This is a genomic window from uncultured Clostridium sp. (genome assembly GCF_947072515.1).
Classification (GTDB): domain Bacteria; phylum Bacillota; class Clostridia; order Clostridiales; family Clostridiaceae; genus Clostridium.
The window spans coordinates 87,798-109,822 of the sequence record NZ_CAMTIG010000003.1 but is presented as its reverse complement, the minus strand read 5'-3'; the positions used below and the strand labels follow the sequence as shown (position 1 = coordinate 109,822).

Genomic DNA, 22,025 nt, shown 5'->3' with positions numbered 1-22,025 from the left:
TTTTATAAAGGAGATTTTTTATGCAGCAAAATAATAATTACGATTACTTTGGAAACTTTATTCGTGATCTTATTTTTAAATTTAAAAATAAGGGAACAACTCCAGCTCCAAAGGCAAGCTTTTCTGGCTTTTTAAAATTATTTATTCCACTTGCTATTATATATTGGTTATTTTTAGCTATTAACAATGATTTTATTTTAAATCTACGTTTAGGACTTTTCAATTTTATTTTACCAGTCATAGTATCATGTTTAATTTATGGTTTTATTAAATTAAATAAAAAATTTATGTTAACTGGTGGGGGTATTTTAATTGTTTATATTATTTTAGTTATAATATTTAGCCCACTAATCTCAACACAAGCTCAAAGAAATTTAATTGGAACAGTTAATGAAGTTAATTTTTCCGATCAAATTCAACCAGTAGATTTAAATCAACTTCCAGTAGTAAATCAAGCTTTAGCTCAAACCTTAGCTGATAAAAAACTTGGTAGTATTCAGGGTCTTGGAAGTCAAGTAACTGTAGGAACTATGACTCTTCAAAGTGTAAACGGTAAATTAGTTTATGTTGGACCTTTAGAACCATCGTCATTTATAAAATGGATATTTAATGATGGTACTCCTGGTTATGTAGTAGTTAGTGCTACAAATCCTAATGATACTGAACTAGTAACTGAACTTAATGGTAAGCCTCTTAATTTAAAATATTTAAACTCGGCTTATTTCTTTGATAATATTCAAAGATGGGCTTACTTAAAAGATCCAACTTGTGGTCATATGGATTTTACTTTTGAACTTAATGATCAAGGTGTTCCTTATTGGGTTGTTACTAGATATACAGCTGCCATAGGAATAGACGAACAAAAAGTCATCGGTACAGAAATAATTAATGCTGAAACTGGTGAAACTAAAATCTATAATGTTCAAGATACTCCATCATGGGTAGATAGAATTCAACCAAAAAGCATTATAACAAGACATTTGAATAAATGGGGAGAACTTGTTCATGGTATCTTTAACTTTAGTGGTAGAGATAAACTTCAAACTACTCAAGGTATGAATATGATTTATAATGATGGTCAATGCTATTTCTACACTGGACTTACTTCTGTTGGTGCAGATCAAAGTTTAGTTGGATTTACTCTTACTAATACTAGAACTGGTAAGACTATTATGTATAAAACTTCTGGTGCTACAGAAGAAGCTGCAATGCAGTCAGCTGAAGGAAAAGTTCAACAGTTTGGCTATAAAGCTACATTCCCATATCTTATAAATATTCAAAACCAACCAACATATTTTATGACTTTACAAGATGCAACTGGACTTGTAAAACAATATGCAATGGTTAATGTTAAAAACTACAGTATCGTTGCTGTTGGAACTAGCTTACAACAAACTTTAAACTCTTATTTAGAAGAAATATCTTCTAATAATATAAGTCTGCAAGGTAGTGATAAATCAAATTCAACTATTTCTGGATCAATTTCTAGAATTGGTTTAGTTATTGATAATGGTAACTCTACTTACGAAGTAAAATTAAATGATTCAGATAAAATTTTCTCAGTTCCTACTAGCACTTCAAAAGATGTTGCTATAAGCCAAGTTGGTGATAAAGTAAATGTTAACTACATTAATATAGGTGATAATAGATACATGCTTGTTAATGGTTTCGTTAATGATACTCTTACTCCAAATGCTAAAATGGAAACTAAAGAAACTGAAAATATACAATAAAAAAGAAAAACTAGGTGAAAACCTAGTTTTTTTATCTTATTTTATTTAACTACTTTTCCTGGATTAAGTAATCCTTTTGGATCTAAAGCTACTTTTATAGATTTCATCGCTAGATAACTAGCTTCACCAATTGAATCTTTCATAAAATCAATTTTATCATATCCAATTCCATGCTCTCCTGATACTTGACCTTTCATTTCTTTAGCCATTGCATACATATCATTCATAGCATTTTTCATTCTACTTTCCCATTCTTCTTCATTTAATTCATCTCTTAAAATATAAATGTGAAGATTTCCATCACCAGCGTGTCCAAATGATCTAATTCTTATATCATATTTTTCTTCTAATTCATGTGTGTAATTAACAAATTGAGCAATTCTATTTCTTGGAACAACTACATCTACTTCATCCATTTGAGTTGTAGATGCTTTTATAGCTTCTAAGAAAGCACCTCTTGCTGACCAAATTGATGCATTTCTTTCTGCTGTATCAGAAACTAGTACATCTAAAGCTTCCTCTTCCATACATATTTCTGCAACTTCTTCAAAATTCTTTATTATTTCGTCTCTACTATTTCCATCAAATGAAAGAATTAAATATGCATCTGCCTTACTATCAGGGAATTTCTTTCCTAAAAATTCTTCTGATGCCGTAATTGCAGCTCTTTGCATAAATTCAATAGCAGTTGGTATATGTCTTGATTTTATTATTTTGGGAACTGTTCCTATAGCCTTATCTAAATTAGGGAATGGAACTAAAAGACTTATAGACTTTTTAGGTAGTGGTAAAAGTTTTAATATTGCTTTTGTTACAATACCTAAAGTTCCTTCTGAACCTATCATTAAATCTTTTAATGCATATCCTGAACTATTTTTAACTATTTTTCCTCCAACTCTTATTACTTCTCCATTTGGAAGAACAACTTCAAGTCCTCTTACATAATCTCTAGTAACACCGTATTTAACAGCTCTCATTCCACCTGCATTAGTTGCGATATTTCCACCTATAGTAGCCGTTTTTTCTCCTGGATCTGGTGGGTAGAAAAGATTATTATCTTCTACAAACTTAGTTAAATCCATTAATAAAACTCCTGTTTCTACTGTAACAGTTAAGTTTTCTTCATCTATCTCAAGTATCTTATTCATTGTTGAAAGATCTAAAAGTATTCCTTTATATATAGGAACTGCTGCTCCTACAAGTCCTGTTCCTGTTCCTCTTGGTGTTACAGGAATATTATTTTCATAAGCATATTTCATTATTTCTGAAACTTCTTCAGTTGTTTTTATTTTAATTACTACTTCTGGGTATTCACTTATTCCACAAAGTTCATCATGGCTATATTCTTCTCTTATATCTCCACCTAAAAGTACTCTTTTTTCATCTTTAATTATCTCTTTTAAAGCTTTTATATCATTAGAATCAATTACTTTATAATTCATTTTACAGTTCCTTTTCCCTTTTTATATTTTCTATCAATCTTGGAACAACCTCATAAAGGTCTCCTACGATACCATAATTTGCAACATCAAATATTGGTGCATCTTTATCATTATTTATAGCAAAAATATAATCTGATTTATCAATTCCAGCTGAGAACTGAACATCTCCTGATATTCCACAAGTTATTATAAGTTTCGGTCTAACCATTCTTCCACTTATACCAATTTGTAATTTTTCATCAGCCCAACCTTTTTCTATTAAAGGTCTAGTAACTCCAACTTGTCCGTCTAGTAATCTTGCAAGCTCATGAATCATTTTCATATCTTCTTCACTTCTTACTCCTCTACCAGCTACAACTATAACTTCAGCATCTGTTAAATCATCTTCATTTGCTTCAAGTTTAGTTTCTATTATATTTATCTTTGATTCAAAATTTTCAATAGTATGATTTATTATTTCTCCTCTTGCAGTTTCTTCTCTTTCAGCAGGATTCATTGCTTTATATCTAACTGTAACCATTTGAGGTCTATGATTTGGAGTTAGCATATCTGCCATTATATTTCCGCCAAAAGCTGGTCTTGTCTGAACTAAATCTCCATTTTCATTAATATTAAGAATTGTACAATTTGCTGTTAATCCTGTTTTAAATTTTGCAGCTATTGTTGGAGCTACAGATAGTCCAACTGAAGTTGCAGGAGTTATTATAACTGATGGTTTTGCCTTCTCTACAAACTCTTTAAAAGCTTCTGTATATGGCTCAATTTTAAACTCTTCTAATTCTTTATTATCAAATATATGAATTTCATCAACTCCATAATGAAGTAACTCTTCTGCTTTTTCTTTTAAATCATTACCTATCATTAAGCAATATACTTTTTCATTTACTTTATCCGCAAGCTCTCTTGCTTTTCCTATAAGTTCAAAAGTTACAGGATGTATTTTATCTCCTAAAAAATCAACATAAACTAATATGCCTTTCCATAAGCTTTTATCTAATCTATTATTACTCATCTCTCTACCTCTCTAAATAAACTTTAATTCTTTTAATTTTTGAGAAAATTTATTTCCTAGTTCATCTCCTGAACCTTCCCACTGTTCTTTTTCTTTCTCCGTAGTTGAATTAAAGATATTTCCAACCTTTGTTGGTGAACCTGCTAATCCATAGTTTTCTTCATTTTTATCTTCTAAATCATTCATAGAGAACATTTTTACTTCTCTATCTTTACTAGCTTTCATTTTTATGTACGATGGAAGTCTTGGATATGAAGCTTCTTTATCTATAGTTAAAAGACATGGGAAACTTACTTCTACAACTTGAGTTCCATTACCCATTTCTCTTTCAACAACAATAGATTTTTCCTTACATTCAATAACTTCTTTAACTGCAATTATGTGTGGTATATTTAAAATAGTTGCTAAAGCTGGTCCAACTTGTGCTGTATCTCCATCTACAGTCAGTTTTCCACAAAGAATTAAATCTATGTGCCCCATTTTTTTAATTCCTTCTGCTAAAGCATGACTTGTTGCTAAAACATCTGCTCCTGCAAATTTTCTATCTGATAAAAGATATCCTTTATCTGCTCCTATTGCATAAGCTTCTCTTATTATTTCTTCCGCTTGTGGTGGTCCCATACTTATAACTGAAACTTCCCCACCTTTATTTTCTTTTATATTAATACCTACTTCTAATGCATGTAAGTCTAATGGATTCATTTTATTTTCTAAATTATCTCTAATTAAGATACCTTTTTCAGTATCAACACTAACATTTTCACTACTTGGTACTTGTTTTATACATACTGCTATTTTCAAAGTAATGTCCTCCTAATATCTCGCTCTTTTTTCAAACTATAATCTATTATAAAATTCTCTTCTATAATATAAAAGAACCACTAAACATAAGATTTATATGATTCGTGGTTCCTACTTAGATTCTATTAAATTTTCATGAACTGTTCAACTACAAATTTATTACAGTTTGAAGTTTATTTATCTTTATAATATTTTCCTGTTATATGATCTAAATCTACTCTCATTACTTTTACAGCATTAAATGCTCTTTCAATGTATTCTTTTCCTTCTTTTACATAGTCACTTGAATATTTATTTACAATATATAATAAAACTTCTTCTTTTTCTTTATCTTTTACTTCAACAGCTTTACCAAACATTATTACACTTTCAAATTCTGAATCAAATTTTTCAGCTAATACTTTAGTATTTCCTACAACTGTAAATGATACTTTATTATTAAATTCTATATTTTCTATTTTATGACCTTTAACAGCTCCATGAAAATATAATTTGCCATTTATATATGAATAGTTAACTGGTGCTCCATAAGGATATCCATTTTCTCCTACTGTTGATAAAACTCCATATTCACCAGCTTTTAATATTTCTTCAATTCTTTCTGCACTAATTGCTTGTTTTGCTTTTCTCATTTCCTTAAACATAAAGTAAACCTTCTTTCTTAATTTATCTACCTTTACATTACTCCTCATTTATTAATTACTTATGAAATATAAAAAAACTTATCTATAATATTTAAATCAATTAAAAAAAGAGCCAAATTGGCTCTTTTTTCTGACGTACATTTATATTAATTTTTAATTTTATGCTTCTATATTTTCTAAATCTGCAATAATCATGTTTACTACTTCTAGTTTTGCTTTTGCAAATTCATTATTTGGTAACCATTCGATTCCCATTTCTAAACATCTTCTTGTTTCTCTATAATCATTTAATAATTTTTCTAATCTATCGCTCATTTTAATATCTCCTCTTTTTAAATCTTAATTTTAACAATAAATTCTATTCAACTGTTACTGACTTAGCTAAGTTTCTTGGTTTATCTATATCAAAACCTTTTTGACTAGCTACATAATATGCCAATAATTGAAGTGCAACGGCTCCTACTATTGGGGCTAATATTTCATGTGTTTCTGGTATAAATAATATATTATCTAACACTTCACATGCTTTTGCTTCACTTTGGAATGTAATTCCAAATACTTTAGCTCCTCTAGATTTTATTTCTACTACGTTACTTATCATTTTATCTATTAAGTTTTTTTGAGTTAATATTGATACAACTTTTGTTCCTTCTTCTATTAAAGCTATTGGACCATGCTTTAATTCACCACCAGCATAAGCTTCTGAGTGGATATATGAAATTTCTTTAAGCTTTAATGAGCCTTCTAATGCTAAGAAGTAATCCATTCCTCTACCTAAGAAATAAATATCTTTTTCATCTTTTATTCCCTTGGCCATTTGTTCTACTTCTTCTTTTATATTTAAGGCTTCCTCAAGTTTTTCTGGAAGCTCTAGCATTTCTTTTATTATTCTTTTTAATTCTTCACCTTCACATAATCCTCTTAGCTGACTAAAGTAAACTGCTATCATATGCATTACTAATACTTGAGTTGTATATGCTTTTGTTGAAGCTACAGAGATTTCTGGTCCTGCCATTGTATAAATAACATGATTTGCTTCTCTTGACATAGTACTTCCAACTACATTTGTTACAACTAATACTTTTGCTCCTATTTTTTTACAGTCTCTAAGTGCTGCTAAAGTATCTGCAGTTTCCCCTGATTGACTAAGGATTATTACTAAAGATTTATCTGTAACTAATGGGTTTCTATATCTAAATTCAGATGCTATATCAACCTCAACAGATATTCTTGCATATCTTTCTATAGATGCTTTTCCCATAAGCCCTGCATGATATGCAGTTCCACATGCAACCATATAAATTCTATCAATAGATTCTAATTCTTCTTTTGTTAACTTGAAGTCATCAAAAAAAACACCATGCTCCATTGATATTCTAGAAGTCATCGTGTCTCGAATCGCTTTTGGTTGCTCATGGATTTCTTTTAACATAAATGAATCAAAACCACCTTTTTCAGCTGCTTTTTCATCCCATGTTACATTAAAGATTTCCTTATCTATCTTTTCGCCGTCTTTTGTTAAAAGAGTTACCCCTTCTTTGTTCATTACGACAAATTCGTTATCCTCTAATAGATATACTTTTCTTGTGTTACTTAAAACCGCTGGTATATCTGATGCAATAAAGTTTTCAGTATCTCCAAGACCAACTATTAATGGACTATCTTTTCTTACACCAATTAAAGTGTCTACATCATTTTTTGAGACTACTCCAATAGCATAACTTCCTTCTAATCTGTTAGTTGCTTTAACTACAGCATCAAAAAGATTTCCATTATAGTAATATTGAATAAGGTTTGGTATTACCTCAGTATCAGTTTCCGATTTGAAAGTGTATCCTTCTTCTCCTAAAAATCTTCTAAGTTCAATGTAGTTTTCTATTATACCATTGTGTACAACAGCTATTTCTCCATTATTACTTAGATGTGGATGTGAATTTGCATCTGATGGTGCTCCGTGTGTTGCCCATCTAGTATGTCCAATTCCAACACTTCCCATTAAAGGACTCTTAGTTAATTCGTCCGCAAGATTTGTAAGTCTTCCTTTCTTTTTCTTAACTATAAGGTTTTCTCCTTCAATTACTGCTACTCCTGCTGAATCATATCCTCTATACTCCAGCTTTGATAATCCCTCAACTAAAAAGTTTGTTGCTTTTTTATCTCCAACATATCCTACTATTCCGCACATAAAAGTTTCATCCTTCCTTCATATCACATATATTTAGTTTTCATCTTCTATAAATCTTAGTCCTAGCTAAAAGAATATTAATAGTAGGTATAATAATCCTAGGAATCTACTAAAATTTAATATTGAAGGCTTTAACACCAAGTTAGATTTGTCCTACGAATTACTCCATAGTTTTGGCTAACTGTTAACGGTAGTGCGTTACCGTGGGGCACCCGCCGAAAGTTCGATAAACTCCCCATCCTCGTCAACTAAATTACTTTAGTTCTGGCGCTTTACATTGTTTTATAATTTATCTTTTTTCTATAAAATCACTCCTTCATGTTTTTTCTTATACCTTTGCAAATAATAATATCATATTCTTTTTACTTTTTATATTAATATTTTATTAAGATTCTTTATTTTCGTTACTATTTTTTTATTAATTTTCTAATTTTTCTATTTTTTGTTTATTAATTTGTCTTTTGAATTCCTATTCATTTTCTTAATCTCATATTCTCTCTTCATAGCTTTTACTTTTTCTTCAAATTCTTCAAAGTATACTAATTCTAAGGGTCCTCTCCCTTTAGTATACTTTGCTCCTTTACCTTCATTATGAGCTTTTATTCTTTGCTCTAAATTGTTTGTCCAGCCCGTATACAATGTATTATCTTTACATTTTACTATATACACATAATTCATTTTTCCTCCTCCTTTCGTCTCTTTTCCCTTAAAATAATATCATTTTTTACAAATTTTTTCATTGATTTTAAATTTATTTTGAACTAAAATTAGTTAGGCGGCTAATAATTAGCCACCTAATCTTATTTAGAAGGAGGTGTTTAAAATGGATATGGATGACGAAAAAGAATTAGTCTTTTTAAAAAATTTAGGAAGTCTAATGCGTGCTCATTTCTCAGTTACTCATTGCGAACTTGAAAAAGAAGGGCTTTATCCTGGCCAACCTCAACTTTTATTCACTTTATATAAAGCAAATGGTGTTAGTCAAAGAGAAATCGCTGACAAACTTAAAATTAAGCCTGCTACTATTACTGTTATGATTAAAAGACTTGAGAAATCTGGATTTCTTTTTAAAGAATTTGATAAAAAAGATAGGCGTGTTTCTAGAATTTTCTTATCTGAAAAAGGCTTTCAAACTTGCGAAAGATTAAAAATCGTTTTTCGTAAACTTGATAAAATTTGTTTAGAAAATTTTACAGATAAGGAAATCGAAACTTTAAATAATTTGATTCTTAAGGTTAAAACTAATCTTGAGAATTATAATAAAACAAAGGATGGGAGTTGTTTAAATTGATAAAACTATTTAAAAAATTAAAACCCTATAGTCTACCTCTTTTCTTTGTTGTATTACTTCTTTTAATACAAACTGTAACTCAGTTATATCTTCCAACTATGCTTTCTAAGATAGTTGATAAAGGTATTGTAGGTAAAGATGTTAACTACATAATGAAAATTGGTGGCTATATGATTGGAATCACTTTTATCGGAAGCATTGCAACTATTTGTGCTAGCTTCTTGTCCTCTCGTGTTGCTATGGGATTTGGACGTGATGTTAGAAGATTCGTATTTACTAAAACAGAAAGTTTTTCTCTTGCTGAAGTAGATAATGTAGGTACTGCTTCTCTTATTACAAGAACTACTAATGACGTAACTCAAGTTCAACAGTTATTAATGACTATCTTAACTATGATGGTTGTTGCTCCACTTACTTGCGTTGCAGGTATTTATATGGCTATAAAGACTGAACCTGGTCTTTCACTAGTATTAGTTGTATCAATGCCTCTAGTTGTTATCGCAATATTAGTTATCGGTAAAATTGGAATGCCTAGATTTAAGGCTATGCAATCTAAACTTGATAGAATTAATAAAGTTCTTCGTGAAAACCTTACTGGTATTAGAGTTGTTAGAGCTTTCAATAAACAAGATGTTGAAAAAGACAGATTTGAAGAAGCAAACTATGACTTTACTGATAATGCTATTAAGGTAAATAAAATAATTTCTATTTTAATGCCACTTTTAATGTTAATTTTAAACTTAACATCTGTAGCTATTTTATGGTTTGGTGCAGATAAAATAAATAGTGGTGCTATGGAAGTTGGTAACTTAATGGCATTTATCCAATATACTATGCAAATTATGTTTGCTCTTATAATGGTTAGTATGTTATTTATCATGATTCCAAGAGCTGCTGCTTCTGCTGACAGAATAAACAAAGTTCTTGCTATAGAACCTTCTATAGTTGATCCTGAAAATTCTACTTCAAATTTCCCTGAAAAAGGATCAATTGAATTTAAGAATGTTTCATTTGCTTTCCCTGGAGCTGAAAATAATGCACTTTCAAACATTAATTTTAGAATCAATCCTGGTGAAACAACAGCAATTATAGGTGGTACTGGTTCTGGTAAATCTACTATTTTAAATCTTATAAGTAGATTCTATGATTCTACTGAAGGTGAAATATTAGTAAATGGAACTAATATTAAAACTTTACCATTAGAACTTCTAAGAAGTAAATTAGGTTTTGTTCCTCAAAAAGCTGTGCTTTTCTCTGGAACTATAGAAGATAACTTAAAGTTTGGTAAAGAAGATGCTTCAATGGATGATATGATTCATGCTAGCACAGTTGCTCAATCTTATGATTTCATTTTAAATAAAGAAGATGGATTTAACTCTTTAGTTGAGCAAGGTGGTAGAAACTTCTCAGGTGGACAAAAACAAAGACTTTCTATTGCAAGAGCATTAATTAGAAGACCTGATGTTTATATGTTCGATGATAGTTTCTCTGCACTTGATTTTAAAACTGATGCAAATCTTCGTTCTGCATTAAAAAAAGAAACTCGTACTGCTGCTGTTTTAATAGTAGCCCAAAGAATAAATACTATAAAAGATGCCGATAACATCCTTGTTATAAATGAAGGAAAAATCGTTGGTCATGGTACTCATAGAGAACTTTTAACTAATTGTTCTGTCTACCAAGAGATAGCATCTTCACAACTTTCAAAGGAGGAGCTTGAAAATGAGTAATAAAAAATCCTCAGTTGGCTTTGGAGGCGGTAGAGGTCAAGTCGGTACTGGTGAAAAAGCTAGAGACTTTAAAGGTTCTGGAAGACGTCTTTTAAAATATCTTAAACCTTTTAAAGTAAAACTTACATTCGTTATTATAATGACTATTTTAAGTACCGCTTTTACTGTTTTAAGCCCTAAAATACTTGGTGATACTTTAAACGTAATACTTGATGGAATGATGGAAAAATTTAAAGGAATTCCTGGTGCATCTATTGATTTCACTAAACTTGGACACTATATTATCATACTTTTATGTTTGTATGTATTTAGTTCCTTATTCCTTTACTTACAAAAATTTATTATGTCAGAAGTTGCTCAAAATACTGTATTAAACTTAAGAACTGCAGTAGATGAAAAACTTCATAGATTACCTATTAATTATTTTGATACTCATCCACAAGGAGATGTATTAAGCCGTGTTACTAATGATATAGATACTATCGCTAGTACTCTTCAACAAAGTTTAACTCAGCTTATAACTGCTGTTATAACTATTATTGGTATTACAATTATGATGCTTACTATAAGTCCAATTTTAACTTTAATTTGTATCATTACTTTACCAATATGTTTTTTAATAGCAATGCCTTTAATAAAAAAATCTCAAAGATTTTTCTTTAACCAACAAAGACAACTTGGTGCTCTTAGTGGACACGTTGAGGAAATTTATTCAGGACATACTGTAATAAAATCTTTTGGTCAAGAAGATGAATCAATCAAAAAATTTGATGAAATAAACGGAAAACTTTATAACTCAGCTTGGAAAGCTCAATTTATGGCAAACATATTAATGCCTATTATGAGTCTTATAAGTAATATCGCTTATGTTGGTATAGCTGTTGTTGGTGGTATTATGGTTATTAATGGTAGATTACAAGTTGGATATATTCAATCATTTATTCAATATTCAAGACAATTTACTCAACAAATTAGCCAAACTACTAATATTGCTAGTGTATTACAAACTACAATGGCTGCAGCTGAAAGAGTTTTTGAAATCTTAGATGAACCTGATGCTATTGCTGATCCTATTAACCCAGATGTTATAGAGTCACCAGAAGGAAATGTAGATTTCAAAGATGTTAAGTTTGGATATTCAGAAGATAAAATTCTTATGGATGATATGAATATTCATGTTAAAGCTGGTCAAACAGTTGCTATTGTTGGACCTACTGGAGCTGGTAAAACTACTCTTATAAATCTTATGATGAGATTCTATGAACTTAATGATGGTGCTATCACATTTGATGGTGTTGATATTACTAAATTTAGTCGTGAATATTTAAGAAGTATGTTTGGTATGGTTCTTCAAGATACATGGTTATTTAATGGAAGCATTAAAGATAATATAGCTTATGGTAGAAAAGGTGCTACTATGGATGATATTATAGAAGCTGCTAAAGCTGCTCATGCAGATCACTTTATTAGAACTCTTCCTGAAGGCTATGACACAATTTTAAATGAAGAAGCTTCTAATATTTCACAAGGACAAAAACAACTTTTAACTATAGCTAGAGCTATTTTAGCTAACCCTAAAGTTTTAATACTTGATGAAGCTACAAGTTCAGTTGATACAAGAACTGAAAGTTATATTCAAAATGCCATGACTAGACTTATGGAAGGAAGAACTAACTTCGTTATTGCACATAGATTATCAACTATAAAAGATGCTGATTTAATCTTAGTTATGGATAAAGGAAATGTTATTGAACAAGGAAACCATAATGAACTTATGAATCAAGGTGGCTTCTATGCTGATCTTTACAACAGTCAATTTGCACATGAAGAAGATGCTAGTGCATAAAAACAATCCACATAAATAGAAATAATCCTCACATTTTGTGAGGATTATTTTTTATTTGTGGATTATTTATATATTTTTCTCTGCTTGCCTTTCAATGTACCCATGAATCCTATCTAAGTTTTTCATAACTACAAAATATAATACAAAATATAAAATTATGATTCCTATAATTAAAATTATTGACTGTGTTAAAAATGCAAAAAACATTAATGATGCAACAGGCTGTGCCATCATATTAAAACTAGTAATAAATATTGCACCTGCTGGTATTGCAACTCCAGCTACTATTGCTGCATGTGTATAGATTGGTGCTAATGCAGAACAGGTATATAGCCCTATTGAAAACCATATTCCTCCCACGATTATTACCTTTAACATATTTCCTTTTGTCATTGCAACTAACGCTTCCACCATAAATGGCAATGCTATCAAATCTACCATTGGTAATGTTCTATTTCCAGGAAGTATTAATGCCATTAAAACCATTATTGGAATTAATAATGTTCCTGAAATAAGTGTTGCTGGCTCACCGTATCCTGTAGCATCATCAACTCCTATATACCAAGGTCTTTTTCTTTTATTATTTTTATTTAAACCTTCTGTTGCTGCTTCTGCCATTGGTTTAAATGCTTTTCCAAAAACTTCGGCTATCTTAGGAAATACTATCATTAAAGTTGCTAAAACTATTCCTAATTTCATTATCTGTCCCCATGCAACCATTGTATCAAGTCTTTTAATATTTCCTAAAATTCCAATAAATATTCCTAATATAAGACCTATCGTTCCTGGTTCTCCAAAAACTCCTAATTTTTCTTTTAATTTTTCTGGATTGAATTTTATTTTATTTATCCCAAGCTTATTAAATAAAGGATCTAATACATATAAAAGCAATGTAACTTCCGTATTATGCATAGATATTATAGTACAACTTGGATAATTATAATATTTAGACCAACTTTTACAGATAACTTCTATATTTAATATGCTATACATCATTATAACTAACATAAAGATCATCGATAGCCAAACATTTTTTGTTGCTACATAAAGCATAGATCCCCATATCATGTATGTATAATTAAGCCATAAGTCTGATGGCAGAAAAATATTTGTCCATTTACTTGCAAATAAAACTATTTGTATCACTATTGCAAATGCAAAGAATATTAATCCAATTTTACTTGAATAAGCTATAATTGCTGCAGTTTGCCATCCTAAATCTAATACAGGTAAATTTATACCCGTTGAACTTACCATCTGTTTTATGACAGGCATTATTATTGGTGTAAAAGCTCCTATTAAAAGCATAAATCCTTCTAGTCCAACGCCTGCATAAAGTCCTGATAAAAAGGCTTTTTTACTATTAATTTTTAAAGCCTTACATATTATAAAAATAACCACCGGTAAAAATACTGGTGCACCAAAAATGGTAAAAAAGTTTTTTATATTCTCTAAAATCATTTTTCTTTTGTTTCTCCTTTTTTTACTCACATAAAATAGGCTACCTTTATTTTAAGATAGCCCATTCATATTAAAATACAACTATTTCTGCTTCGTTTACTGCTTTTTCAACTAAACTATCTACATCTAACACTGATTCTGATTTTTTTATTTCTTCTAATCTTGGTTTTGTTTTGGGATGTTTTGGAACAAATATTGTACAACAATCTTCATATGGAAGTATAGATGTTTCATATGTTCCTATTTCTCTTGCAATATCCATTATATCACCCTTATCCATTGCAATTAAAGGTCTAAATACAGGTCTATCTGCACAGTCACTACTTACTACTAATCCTTCCATAGTTTGACTTGCAACTTGCCCTATACTCTCTCCTGTAGCAACAGATTGTATTCCATCTTTATCCGCTATTGCACAAGCAACTTTCATCATAAATCTTCTCATTATGATTGTTAATTCTTCTCCTGGGCATTTATCTATAATTTCCATTTGAATCTCTGTAAATGGAACAATAAACAATCTAACTTTTCCTGTATATCCTGCTAAAATTTCTGCTAATTCTTTAACTTTATCTTTTGCTCTTTCTGATGTATAAGGATGGCTATGATAGTAAACACAGTTAAGCTCTACTCCTCTTCTAGCCATTAAATATCCTGCTACAGGCGAATCAATTCCTCCTGATAACATTAGCATTGTTCCTCCATTCATTCCATAAGGAAGTCCACCTGCACCTTTTACTTTATCACTACTTGTAAATACGTACGCTCTCTCTCTTATTTCAACATTTACTAAGCATTCAGGTTTTTTCACATCAACTGAAAGTTCACCCTTATAATTGTCTAATACAAACCCTCCAATATCTCGTGATATCTCCATTGAATTCATATGAAATACTTTATTTGCTCTATTTGTAACTATTTTAAAAGTTTTTGGTTTAACTTCATTTATCTTTTTTACTACTTCTGCTTTTATAACATCTAAGTCTCTTTCTACTTCTGTTACTATACATACTTCTGCAACTCCAAAGACTTTCTTTACTCTATCTATTCCTTCTTCTAAATCATCTACTTTTATAAAATATCTTCCTTGATCTATTATAAATTCATATTCTAATCCCTTAAGTTTTTTCTTTATATTATCTCTTAATTTCTTTTCAAATTTATTTTTATTAAGACCCTTTAAAAATATTTCTGATGCATATTTAACTAATATTAATTTTCTCATTATTTTTTTACTCTCCTTAAAAATTTAAGTCCTTTTTTTAATACATCTATTGTGTAATCAACTTCTTCTTTAGTATTATTCTCTGAAAAAGAAAATCTTATAGCTCCATTTACCTCTTTTTCACAAAGCCCTAATGCTTTTATTACATAACTCCCATTTACTCCACTAGATTTGGATGTACATGCTGATCCAGTAGATACATAAATTCCTTCTCCTTCTAAATAGTGCAATAATACTTCTGCTCTCACTCCATTAAAAGATATATTTAATATATATGGAGATGTAGTTTCTAACGGACTATTAATTCTTATATCTTCAATTTCAGATATTTTTTCTATCATATATTTTTTTAACTCAAAAACTTTTTTATAATTAATCTCTATATTTTTACTAACTATTTCTGCTGCTTTTTTAAGACCTAATATTCCTGCAATATTTTGAGTTCCTGCTCTTAATGAATTTTCTTGCTCCCCTCCATGAATAAGAGAATTTATATTTATCCCTTTTCTTATATAAATAAATCCTGTTCCTTTAGGTCCATGGAATTTATGCCCCGTAGTAGTTAAAATATCTATTTTCATTTTCTTTACATCTATTTTAAATTTTCCATATCCTTGAACTGCATCTACATGAAATTTTGCTCTTGTACTATTTTCCTTTATAATGTTTCCTATTTTCTCTAAATCTTGTATTGCTCCCATTTCATTATTTACAAACATAATAGAAACTAACACAGTATTTTTTGTTATAGCATTTTTAAGTTCTTCTAAAGATATCTTTCCCTCATTATCAACATTTAAATATGTAATACTCACTCCTTCTTTTTCTAAAAATTCGCAAGTTTTTAATATTGACTGATGTTCAAATTTCGTAGTTATTATATGTTGCCCACTTCTAGCAATTCCTTTGAATACTAAATTATTCCCCTCACTAGCACCTGATATAAAATAAATTTCTTCTCCTGTACCTTTTATCTCTTCACCTATAATTTTTCTAGCTTTAGTAAGTTCCTTTTCAGCTTTTATACCTAAAGCATGTAAAGATGATGGATTTCCATAAAAATTTTCCATTCCATAAACTACTTCATCAATAACTTCTCTATAAGGCTTTGTTGTTGCCGAATTATCAAAATATACTTCCATCATAATCCTCCTTTTTATTTATTATTTATTGTTATCTCTTAGTTTATTCAAACTAAGTATTCCGATAGGTTTAATATGGATTTAATTTTATCATAAACCGCCAATAATTCAAACTTCTTATATATTATTAAAATAAAGTAATTTTATTTTAATGTTTATTTATTACTTATTATGGTAATATTGTAATATACAAGTATTTTGAAAAAGGAGGAAATTATGCTAAAAAAACACATTAATAAAAAGAACTTCTTTGCTATTAGTATCGGTTCTATAACATTACTTATGTGCATTTATATATTAAATGACTATATGAGTAATTTAATTTTCTCTAAGGCTGATGCTATACAAAAAGATACATCTTTAGAAGTTACTAATGCTAATAACAACTTAAAAAAAGAACTTTCTTTACTTATAAGCTACAAAAACGATGCTAATTTACTTTTATGTAATAAACAGACTTTACTACCTAAAAATTATGAAGGAACTAACTTAATAGAATCAAACTTACCTTTTCTTTCATATATAACGACTACAAAATTAAACGCAATTACAGCTACGAATGCTAAAGAAATGTTCGAATCTGCCAAAAAAGAAAATATTCAGCTTTTAGGAGCTTCAGGATATAGATCTCAATCAATCCAAAAAAATTTATTTAATGAAAAAGTTAATTCCCTGGGCTTTGAAAAAGCTTCTGAGTATTCTGCTCCTCCAAGAGCAAGTGAACATGAAACTGGATATGCTATTGATATTGTATCTACCACTCATACTAAACTTTCAGAAAGCTTTGAAAAAACTAATGCTTTTAATTGGCTAGATAAAAATGCTCATAAATTCGGATTTATCCTTCGTTATCCTAAATCTAAAGAATCTATTACAGGATATAAGTATGAGCCTTGGCACTACCGATATGTTGGAGTAAATCATGCTAAATATATAAAAGAAAATAATCTAACTCTTGAGGAGTATGTAAATGCTATTAATGAAAAAATCTCATTTCTTGAGTTAAGCTTAAAGGAGGATTAATTTTGAGGAAAAAAAATAATACTTTAAAAAATAATAAAAAAACTATTCTTATATTATCTTTTAGTAGTTGTTTACTTCTCATACTATTACTTTCTTCATATTTTTCACTATCTAATCTTATTGATAAAAATGTTGAAGCTACATCTAAAACTCCTTCTATTTCAGATGAAGAAGATTTATCTGATGACCAATTAAAGCCTTCAAATAAAACCTATAAAATTACTTCTCTTGGAAATTTAATTGTACACGATGCTCAACTTCGTGGAGCTAAAAATGGTACTACATATAATTTTGATAAGAGCTTTGAATATATATCACCACTTCTTCAATCCTCCGACTTATCTTTAGGAATAGTTGAAGGTTCATTTTCTGGTGAAAATTTCTCTGGTTATCCTTTATTCAATATGCCTGACGAATTTTTAACTAGCTGTAAGAATGCTGGTTTAGATTTAATTACATTTGCTACAAATCATTCTATAGATAGAGGTATAGATGGTTTTAAAAGGGGCATAATGAAAATAAAGGAAAGTAATATGTTACCTATAGGAGCTCGTAGCTCTACTTCTGACAAAAAGTATACAGTTTATGAGTTAGATAATCATAAAGTGGGATTTTTTGCTTATACTTTTAAAACAGCTGCAAATAATGGTGAGTCTATAAATAGTATCCCATTATCACCTGATTTATCACCACTTATAAATACATTTAGCTATAATAAAATTTCTGAGATGGAAACTGAAGTTAAAGAAATTATTTCATCAATGAAAGCTGAAGGTGTAGAATTTATATTTAGCTCTATTCATTGGGGTACTGAATATGATACTACTCAAAACAACTCTCAAAAAGAAATTGCTACTATGCTTAATTCTAATGGAGTTGATATTATTTTAGGTGGTCATCCACATGTTATTCAGCCTTATGAAACATTAACAAGTAAAAGTGGTCATAAGACATTAGCTATCTATTCTCAGGGCAATACACTTTCAAACCAATGCTTTGAGGAGATTGGTATCTCTAAATCTGAAGATGGTCTTATTTTCGATTTCACACTAGGTGTTAAGGAAAATAAACTTTATTTAAAGTCCTATGATGTAATTCCTACTTGGGTTTATAGAGAACCAAATAAAAATGGAACAATGACCCATAGAATCATTCCTGTAAAAGAAGCCATAGAATCCCCTGCTTCTTTCAATATTTCTAATGATTCTATATCAAAATTAAATCGTTCTCTCTCTGATACAAAAAGTATCTTAGGTGAAAACAAATTATATAGCCAGCAATCAAACTAAATATATAAATCCAAAAGACCAATTATTCATTTTAAACACTCTACTCCCGTTTTTAATGAATAGTTGGTTCTTTTTGTTAATTATATTTTTATTTGACATCTCTTTATTTTAGACTTAAAATAAGCTTGTCAATTTATTTAAAATAATTAATATTCGTGCTAGGGGTGCCTTTGGCTGAGAGATGATTTTAAATCATTAACCCTTTTACCTGATCTAGATAATACTAGCGTAGGGAAGCTTAGATGTTTCAAAATTAAATGATTCATTTTTATAGCCTTCTAGCACAACGTGGAGGTTTTTTTTATGCATATTTTTCAAGAATGGTTTCATGAAATGAGTAAAGCTTTTTCTGATTTACCAAGTAAATTTCATGAAGTAGTTAAAGATCCTATGGTTATTCTTGCCTTAGTGGGTCTATTATTAATATTTTTAGCTTTCTTTAAAGCTAGAAAAGTCAAATTTAATGCAAGAATGTTAACATCAATAGCCATTGCTCTTGCATTATCTACTATTTTAGATCTTTTAAGACTTTTTCATTTTCCACAAGGTGGAGATATTACTTTAGGCGCAATGCTTCCAATTCTTCTAATTACATTTGCTTATGGAAAAGAAGTTGGTTTCATTACTGGATTTTTATATGGATTTATCGCTTTAATAACTGATCCTTATATTCTTCAGCCTATTCAAGTTTTATTTGATTATCCATTACCTGGAATAGCAATGGGTGTAGCTGGTTTCTTTATGGAACGTCGTCAGTTTGGAACTATAGTTGCATTTTTCTTTGCATTCCTTGCTCACTTTATTTCTGGTGTTGCATTCTTTGGGTCTTCTGCACCAGCTGGAATGAATGTTTTTATATATTCAATTGTTTATAATATCCCATATTTAGTAGGTAATATGATTATTTGTATGATACTATTAAAGCTTCTTCCTGTGGAGAGACTTTTAAAAATTATCAATCCTAACTATATTTCAAGGAAATCTATAAGGAAATAAATATTTAAAATAAGAACTCGCTTTAAATATAAAGCGAGTTCTATTATTTTACATAAAATCATTTATCTCTAGTTCAAAATCCTCTATTTCATCAGCAATCCAAAAACCATCAACCTTTATATAACTCCAAGTTTTTTCTATAACTTTTATTGGTACATTATCTTCCTCTACAACTCTATTTACACTACAATCTATTAAATAATCAAAAGTTTCAATCTGTATTGCTATCTTTATAAAATCTTTTTCATTATTTAAATCATCAACTGCCTTTACAGGTAATAATTTTATTATTTTATAGTTAGGCAATAATTGTTTTTGATTATTCTGAATTAATCTATTAATTTTCCCATTTAATTTCTTCTCTAGCTTTTCACTTATATATCCTTTTGCAATAGATATATCTCTCTTCTCTAAAGCTTCATTGAACTTATATATACATATTTTAGCTCTGCTCATTAAATTCTCATAAATCCAACTACTATCACTTGGATTTCTTATAGCTTCCCTTGCATTTTCAATTTCAGCTTTTGCTAAACTAGTAATTTTATTTAGCTCATATATAGCAACTATTCCTCTTGCACCTACAAGAACTACTAAGATTATAACTGCTACATAATAACTATAATTAAGCTCAACTTTTTCTAATACTATCCCATTTGCCATTGCTATACTTGGAATTATAATTAGACATAACAATACTATCATTGAAATCAATATGTTTTTCGCTCTCTTCACCATTTGTATACTCCTTCAAGAAAATATTTCTACAATATACTATGTATGCATTTTCTTGAATGATACAAAAAGCATTACTTTCCATTTAAATAGATTTCTTCTTCTCTGTAATTCTCCATATATTTTTCTACTAAACTATAAAAATCTTTTGAATGATTTCCATGAACTAAATGACATAACTCATGTAATATTACATAGTCTATAGAGCTCTCTTTTTTAGCAATAAGTTCTCCATTTAAATTAACATATCCTTTCACTTTATTACAACTTCCCCATCGTGTATTCATAAACTTAATAGTTAATTTATGTGCATATAATCCTGTCAATTTCTCTATTTTTTCAAACTTCTCTTTAAATATTTTATTTATATTATCTATGTAAAATTTCTTCAATAACTCTAATGCATTCTCTTTTTTATAACAATTAATAATTAAATTGTCCCCTATAAGCTGAATACCACCACTACTTTTTTCTTTTATTTTTATAACATATTCTTTTCCTAAATATCTTACCTTCTCATCCACTCCTAAAGTATCTCTTTTCAATAAATCTGCTATCTTTAAATCTCTTTTAATGGTTAGTTTTTCTTCTATCCATCCTCTTTTACTTTCTAACAACTCCAATATATATTTTTCCGATACATTTAAAGGTGCAGAAACTAAAACTTTTCCATCACGAATCCTGATACTTATACTTTTCATCTTTTTTTTATTTATAATAACTTTATCTTTAAAATCCATTTATACTATCCGCTCCCCATACTTTCAATAATATTATTTTATCAATAACTTCTTTTTTATTCTATTACTCTTTCATAGTATTTTTCCTTTAACATTCTTCAATAATAGTTCTATATATTATTCACTAATAATTTCATAACTTTACCTTTTTGAAAGGTATTCTAATGATATGTATAATTATTTTATTAAAAGGGGGCTATTAAAATGAATTCTGAATTAATAATTTATTTTTCTCAAAATAAATTTAAATATTTACTTCCTAAGTTTCTTTTAATTTTAATTGCACTTCTTTTTTCTCTAAGTTTTTCTATTTCACTTACTTCAAAACTCATTCTTATTCCTATTATATTTTTATTAGGAATAACTCTCTATGTTACATTTAATTATTTTTATAACATTAAACACCATATCCCAATGCTTATTTTAAATGAAAATGGGATTTATAGTCATGGGCTATTAAATTTTTCTTTTTTAATTAACTGGAATCACATAGAGAATATATCAATTAAAAATGTTTCTATTTATAATTCAAAATTTGAGGATATGCTTGTAATTAAATTAAAGAAATCCTATAAGAAAAAAAATCCTATTTTTCTAATTAATATTGCTATAACTGGTGGTGAATACTCAGTTCCAAACTACCTTTTTAAAAATGACTTTAAAACATTGTTAAATATTATAAAATATAATTCCCATAAATATAATTTTCAATTTAATAAATAACTATTAC

Annotated in this window: 19 protein-coding genes and 1 riboswitch; of the genes, 7 read left to right on the top strand and 12 right to left on the bottom strand. The window is 28.9% G+C overall.

What is annotated here, in order from left to right:
• Positions 1-20 precede the first annotated feature (20 nt).
• A complete protein-coding gene (locus tag Q0W06_RS02300) occupies positions 21-1,733 on the top strand; it encodes a cell shape-determining protein (RefSeq protein WP_297630839.1) in 1,713 nt (570 codons plus the stop codon).
• Between the two features lie 41 nt (positions 1,734-1,774).
• Here the strand turns inward: Q0W06_RS02300 and Q0W06_RS02295 are convergent, their stop codons facing one another.
• From Q0W06_RS02295 to Q0W06_RS02265, 7 genes are all read right to left on the bottom strand, one after another.
• Positions 1,775-3,175: an FAD-linked oxidase C-terminal domain-containing protein gene (locus tag Q0W06_RS02295; RefSeq protein ID WP_297630835.1), complete on the bottom strand. Its 1,401-nt coding sequence runs from the start codon at positions 3,173-3,175 to the stop codon at positions 1,775-1,777.
• A 1-nt stretch (position 3,176) separates the two neighbouring features.
• On the bottom strand, positions 3,177-4,187 hold the full coding sequence (locus Q0W06_RS02290; RefSeq protein WP_297630832.1) for an electron transfer flavoprotein subunit alpha/FixB family protein: 1,011 nt from the start codon (positions 4,185-4,187) through the stop codon (positions 3,177-3,179).
• 12 nt (positions 4,188-4,199) lie between these two features.
• Entirely contained in the window at positions 4,200-4,988 is a 789-nt protein-coding gene (locus Q0W06_RS02285) for an electron transfer flavoprotein subunit beta/FixA family protein (RefSeq protein ID WP_297630829.1), read from the bottom strand.
• A 173-nt stretch (positions 4,989-5,161) separates the two neighbouring features.
• Positions 5,162-5,632 (bottom strand): pyridoxamine 5'-phosphate oxidase family protein, encoded by a 471-nt coding sequence (locus Q0W06_RS02280; RefSeq protein ID WP_297630826.1) that lies wholly within the window; start codon positions 5,630-5,632, stop codon positions 5,162-5,164.
• Positions 5,633-5,791: 159 nt separating this feature from the next.
• Complete coding sequence (locus Q0W06_RS02275) at positions 5,792-5,947, bottom strand: hypothetical protein (protein ID WP_297630823.1); 156 nt, start codon at positions 5,945-5,947, stop codon at positions 5,792-5,794.
• Between the two features lie 43 nt (positions 5,948-5,990).
• Complete coding sequence (gene glmS, locus Q0W06_RS02270) at positions 5,991-7,817, bottom strand: glutamine--fructose-6-phosphate transaminase (isomerizing) (protein WP_297630820.1); 1,827 nt, start codon at positions 7,815-7,817, stop codon at positions 5,991-5,993.
• Positions 7,818-8,252: 435 nt separating this feature from the next.
• Positions 8,253-8,495 carry a GIY-YIG nuclease family protein gene (locus Q0W06_RS02265; protein ID WP_297630817.1) on the bottom strand — a complete coding sequence of 81 codons (243 nt, stop codon included), beginning with the start codon at positions 8,493-8,495 and terminating at the stop codon, positions 8,253-8,255.
• Between the two features lie 145 nt (positions 8,496-8,640).
• On the opposite strand from Q0W06_RS02265, the gene Q0W06_RS02260 reads away from it, so the two are divergent.
• Genes Q0W06_RS02260 through Q0W06_RS02250 form a run of 3 tightly spaced genes read left to right on the top strand, consistent with a single transcriptional unit; the run spans position 8,641 to position 12,684 of the window.
• Complete coding sequence (locus Q0W06_RS02260; RefSeq protein WP_297630815.1) at positions 8,641-9,108, top strand: MarR family transcriptional regulator; 468 nt, start codon at positions 8,641-8,643, stop codon at positions 9,106-9,108.
• Positions 9,105-10,838 (top strand): ABC transporter ATP-binding protein, encoded by a 1,734-nt coding sequence (locus Q0W06_RS02255; RefSeq protein ID WP_297630812.1) that lies wholly within the window; start codon positions 9,105-9,107, stop codon positions 10,836-10,838. The genes Q0W06_RS02260 and Q0W06_RS02255 overlap by 4 nt, the downstream gene beginning before the upstream one ends.
• Entirely contained in the window at positions 10,831-12,684 is a 1,854-nt protein-coding gene (locus tag Q0W06_RS02250) for an ABC transporter ATP-binding protein (protein WP_297630809.1), read from the top strand. The genes Q0W06_RS02255 and Q0W06_RS02250 overlap by 8 nt, the downstream gene beginning before the upstream one ends.
• Positions 12,685-12,750: 66 nt before the next feature.
• On the opposite strand, the gene Q0W06_RS02245 is transcribed toward Q0W06_RS02250, so the two are convergent.
• The 3 genes from Q0W06_RS02245 to Q0W06_RS02235 form a co-directional block, all read right to left on the bottom strand.
• Positions 12,751-14,145 (bottom strand): PTS transporter subunit IIC, encoded by a 1,395-nt coding sequence (locus tag Q0W06_RS02245; protein WP_297630807.1) that lies wholly within the window; start codon positions 14,143-14,145, stop codon positions 12,751-12,753.
• A gap of 70 nt (positions 14,146-14,215) precedes the next feature.
• Complete coding sequence (thiI, locus tag Q0W06_RS02240) at positions 14,216-15,370, bottom strand: tRNA uracil 4-sulfurtransferase ThiI (protein WP_297630805.1); 1,155 nt, start codon at positions 15,368-15,370, stop codon at positions 14,216-14,218.
• Positions 15,370-16,512 carry a cysteine desulfurase family protein gene (locus Q0W06_RS02235; RefSeq protein ID WP_297630804.1) on the bottom strand — a complete coding sequence of 381 codons (1,143 nt, stop codon included), beginning with the start codon at positions 16,510-16,512 and terminating at the stop codon, positions 15,370-15,372. Before Q0W06_RS02235 ends, thiI begins: the two co-directional genes overlap by 1 nt.
• Positions 16,513-16,728: 216 nt before the next feature.
• Between Q0W06_RS02235 and Q0W06_RS02230 the strand changes: the two genes are divergently transcribed.
• From Q0W06_RS02230 to thiT, 3 genes are all read left to right on the top strand, one after another.
• The gene (locus tag Q0W06_RS02230; protein WP_297630802.1) at positions 16,729-17,535 is read left to right on the top strand and encodes a M15 family metallopeptidase; all 807 of its coding nucleotides are present in this window, start codon (positions 16,729-16,731) and stop codon (positions 17,533-17,535) included.
• A gap of 2 nt (positions 17,536-17,537) precedes the next feature.
• Positions 17,538-18,824 carry a CapA family protein gene (locus Q0W06_RS02225; protein WP_297630800.1) on the top strand — a complete coding sequence of 429 codons (1,287 nt, stop codon included), beginning with the start codon at positions 17,538-17,540 and terminating at the stop codon, positions 18,822-18,824.
• A gap of 150 nt (positions 18,825-18,974) precedes the next feature.
• A riboswitch (TPP riboswitch) is annotated at positions 18,975-19,076 on the top strand.
• A 51-nt stretch (positions 19,077-19,127) separates the two neighbouring features.
• Positions 19,128-19,820, top strand: a complete 693-nt coding sequence (thiT, locus tag Q0W06_RS02220; protein ID WP_297630798.1) for an energy-coupled thiamine transporter ThiT — start codon at positions 19,128-19,130, stop codon at positions 19,818-19,820.
• Positions 19,821-19,868: 48 nt separating this feature from the next.
• Here the strand turns inward: thiT and Q0W06_RS02215 are convergent, their stop codons facing one another.
• Positions 19,869-20,558 carry a hypothetical protein gene (locus Q0W06_RS02215; RefSeq protein WP_297630795.1) on the bottom strand — a complete coding sequence of 230 codons (690 nt, stop codon included), beginning with the start codon at positions 20,556-20,558 and terminating at the stop codon, positions 19,869-19,871.
• A gap of 71 nt (positions 20,559-20,629) precedes the next feature.
• Positions 20,630-21,295 (bottom strand): SprT family zinc-dependent metalloprotease, encoded by a 666-nt coding sequence (locus Q0W06_RS02210; protein ID WP_297630792.1) that lies wholly within the window; start codon positions 21,293-21,295, stop codon positions 20,630-20,632.
• Positions 21,296-22,025 lie beyond the last annotated feature (730 nt).

Bases quoted from the DNA above. Each gene is read 5' to 3' on its own strand.
- Q0W06_RS02300 (WP_297630839.1), top strand. From the start codon at position 21: ATGCAGCAAAATAATAATTACGATTACTTTGGAAACTTTATTCGTGAT.
- Q0W06_RS02295 (WP_297630835.1), bottom strand. From the start codon at position 3,175: ATGAATTATAAAGTAATTGATTCTAATGATATAAAAGCTTTAAAAGAG.
- Q0W06_RS02290 (WP_297630832.1), bottom strand. From the start codon at position 4,187: ATGAGTAATAATAGATTAGATAAAAGCTTATGGAAAGGCATATTAGTT.
- Q0W06_RS02280 (WP_297630826.1), bottom strand. From the start codon at position 5,632: ATGTTTAAGGAAATGAGAAAAGCAAAACAAGCAATTAGTGCAGAAAGA.
- Q0W06_RS02275 (WP_297630823.1), bottom strand. From the start codon at position 5,947: ATGAGCGATAGATTAGAAAAATTATTAAATGATTATAGAGAAACAAGA.
- glmS (WP_297630820.1), bottom strand. From the start codon at position 7,817: ATGTGCGGAATAGTAGGATATGTTGGAGATAAAAAAGCAACAAACTTT.
- Q0W06_RS02265 (WP_297630817.1), bottom strand. From the start codon at position 8,495: ATGAATTATGTGTATATAGTAAAATGTAAAGATAATACATTGTATACG.
- Q0W06_RS02260 (WP_297630815.1), top strand. From the start codon at position 8,641: ATGGATATGGATGACGAAAAAGAATTAGTCTTTTTAAAAAATTTAGGA.
- Q0W06_RS02250 (WP_297630809.1), top strand. From the start codon at position 10,831: ATGAGTAATAAAAAATCCTCAGTTGGCTTTGGAGGCGGTAGAGGTCAA.
- Q0W06_RS02245 (WP_297630807.1), bottom strand. From the start codon at position 14,145: ATGATTTTAGAGAATATAAAAAACTTTTTTACCATTTTTGGTGCACCA.
- thiI (WP_297630805.1), bottom strand. From the start codon at position 15,370: ATGAGAAAATTAATATTAGTTAAATATGCATCAGAAATATTTTTAAAG.
- Q0W06_RS02235 (WP_297630804.1), bottom strand. From the start codon at position 16,512: ATGGAAGTATATTTTGATAATTCGGCAACAACAAAGCCTTATAGAGAA.
- Q0W06_RS02230 (WP_297630802.1), top strand. From the start codon at position 16,729: ATGCTAAAAAAACACATTAATAAAAAGAACTTCTTTGCTATTAGTATC.
- thiT (WP_297630798.1), top strand. From the start codon at position 19,128: ATGCATATTTTTCAAGAATGGTTTCATGAAATGAGTAAAGCTTTTTCT.
- Q0W06_RS02215 (WP_297630795.1), bottom strand. From the start codon at position 20,558: ATGGTGAAGAGAGCGAAAAACATATTGATTTCAATGATAGTATTGTTA.
- Q0W06_RS02210 (WP_297630792.1), bottom strand. From the start codon at position 21,295: ATGGATTTTAAAGATAAAGTTATTATAAATAAAAAAAAGATGAAAAGT.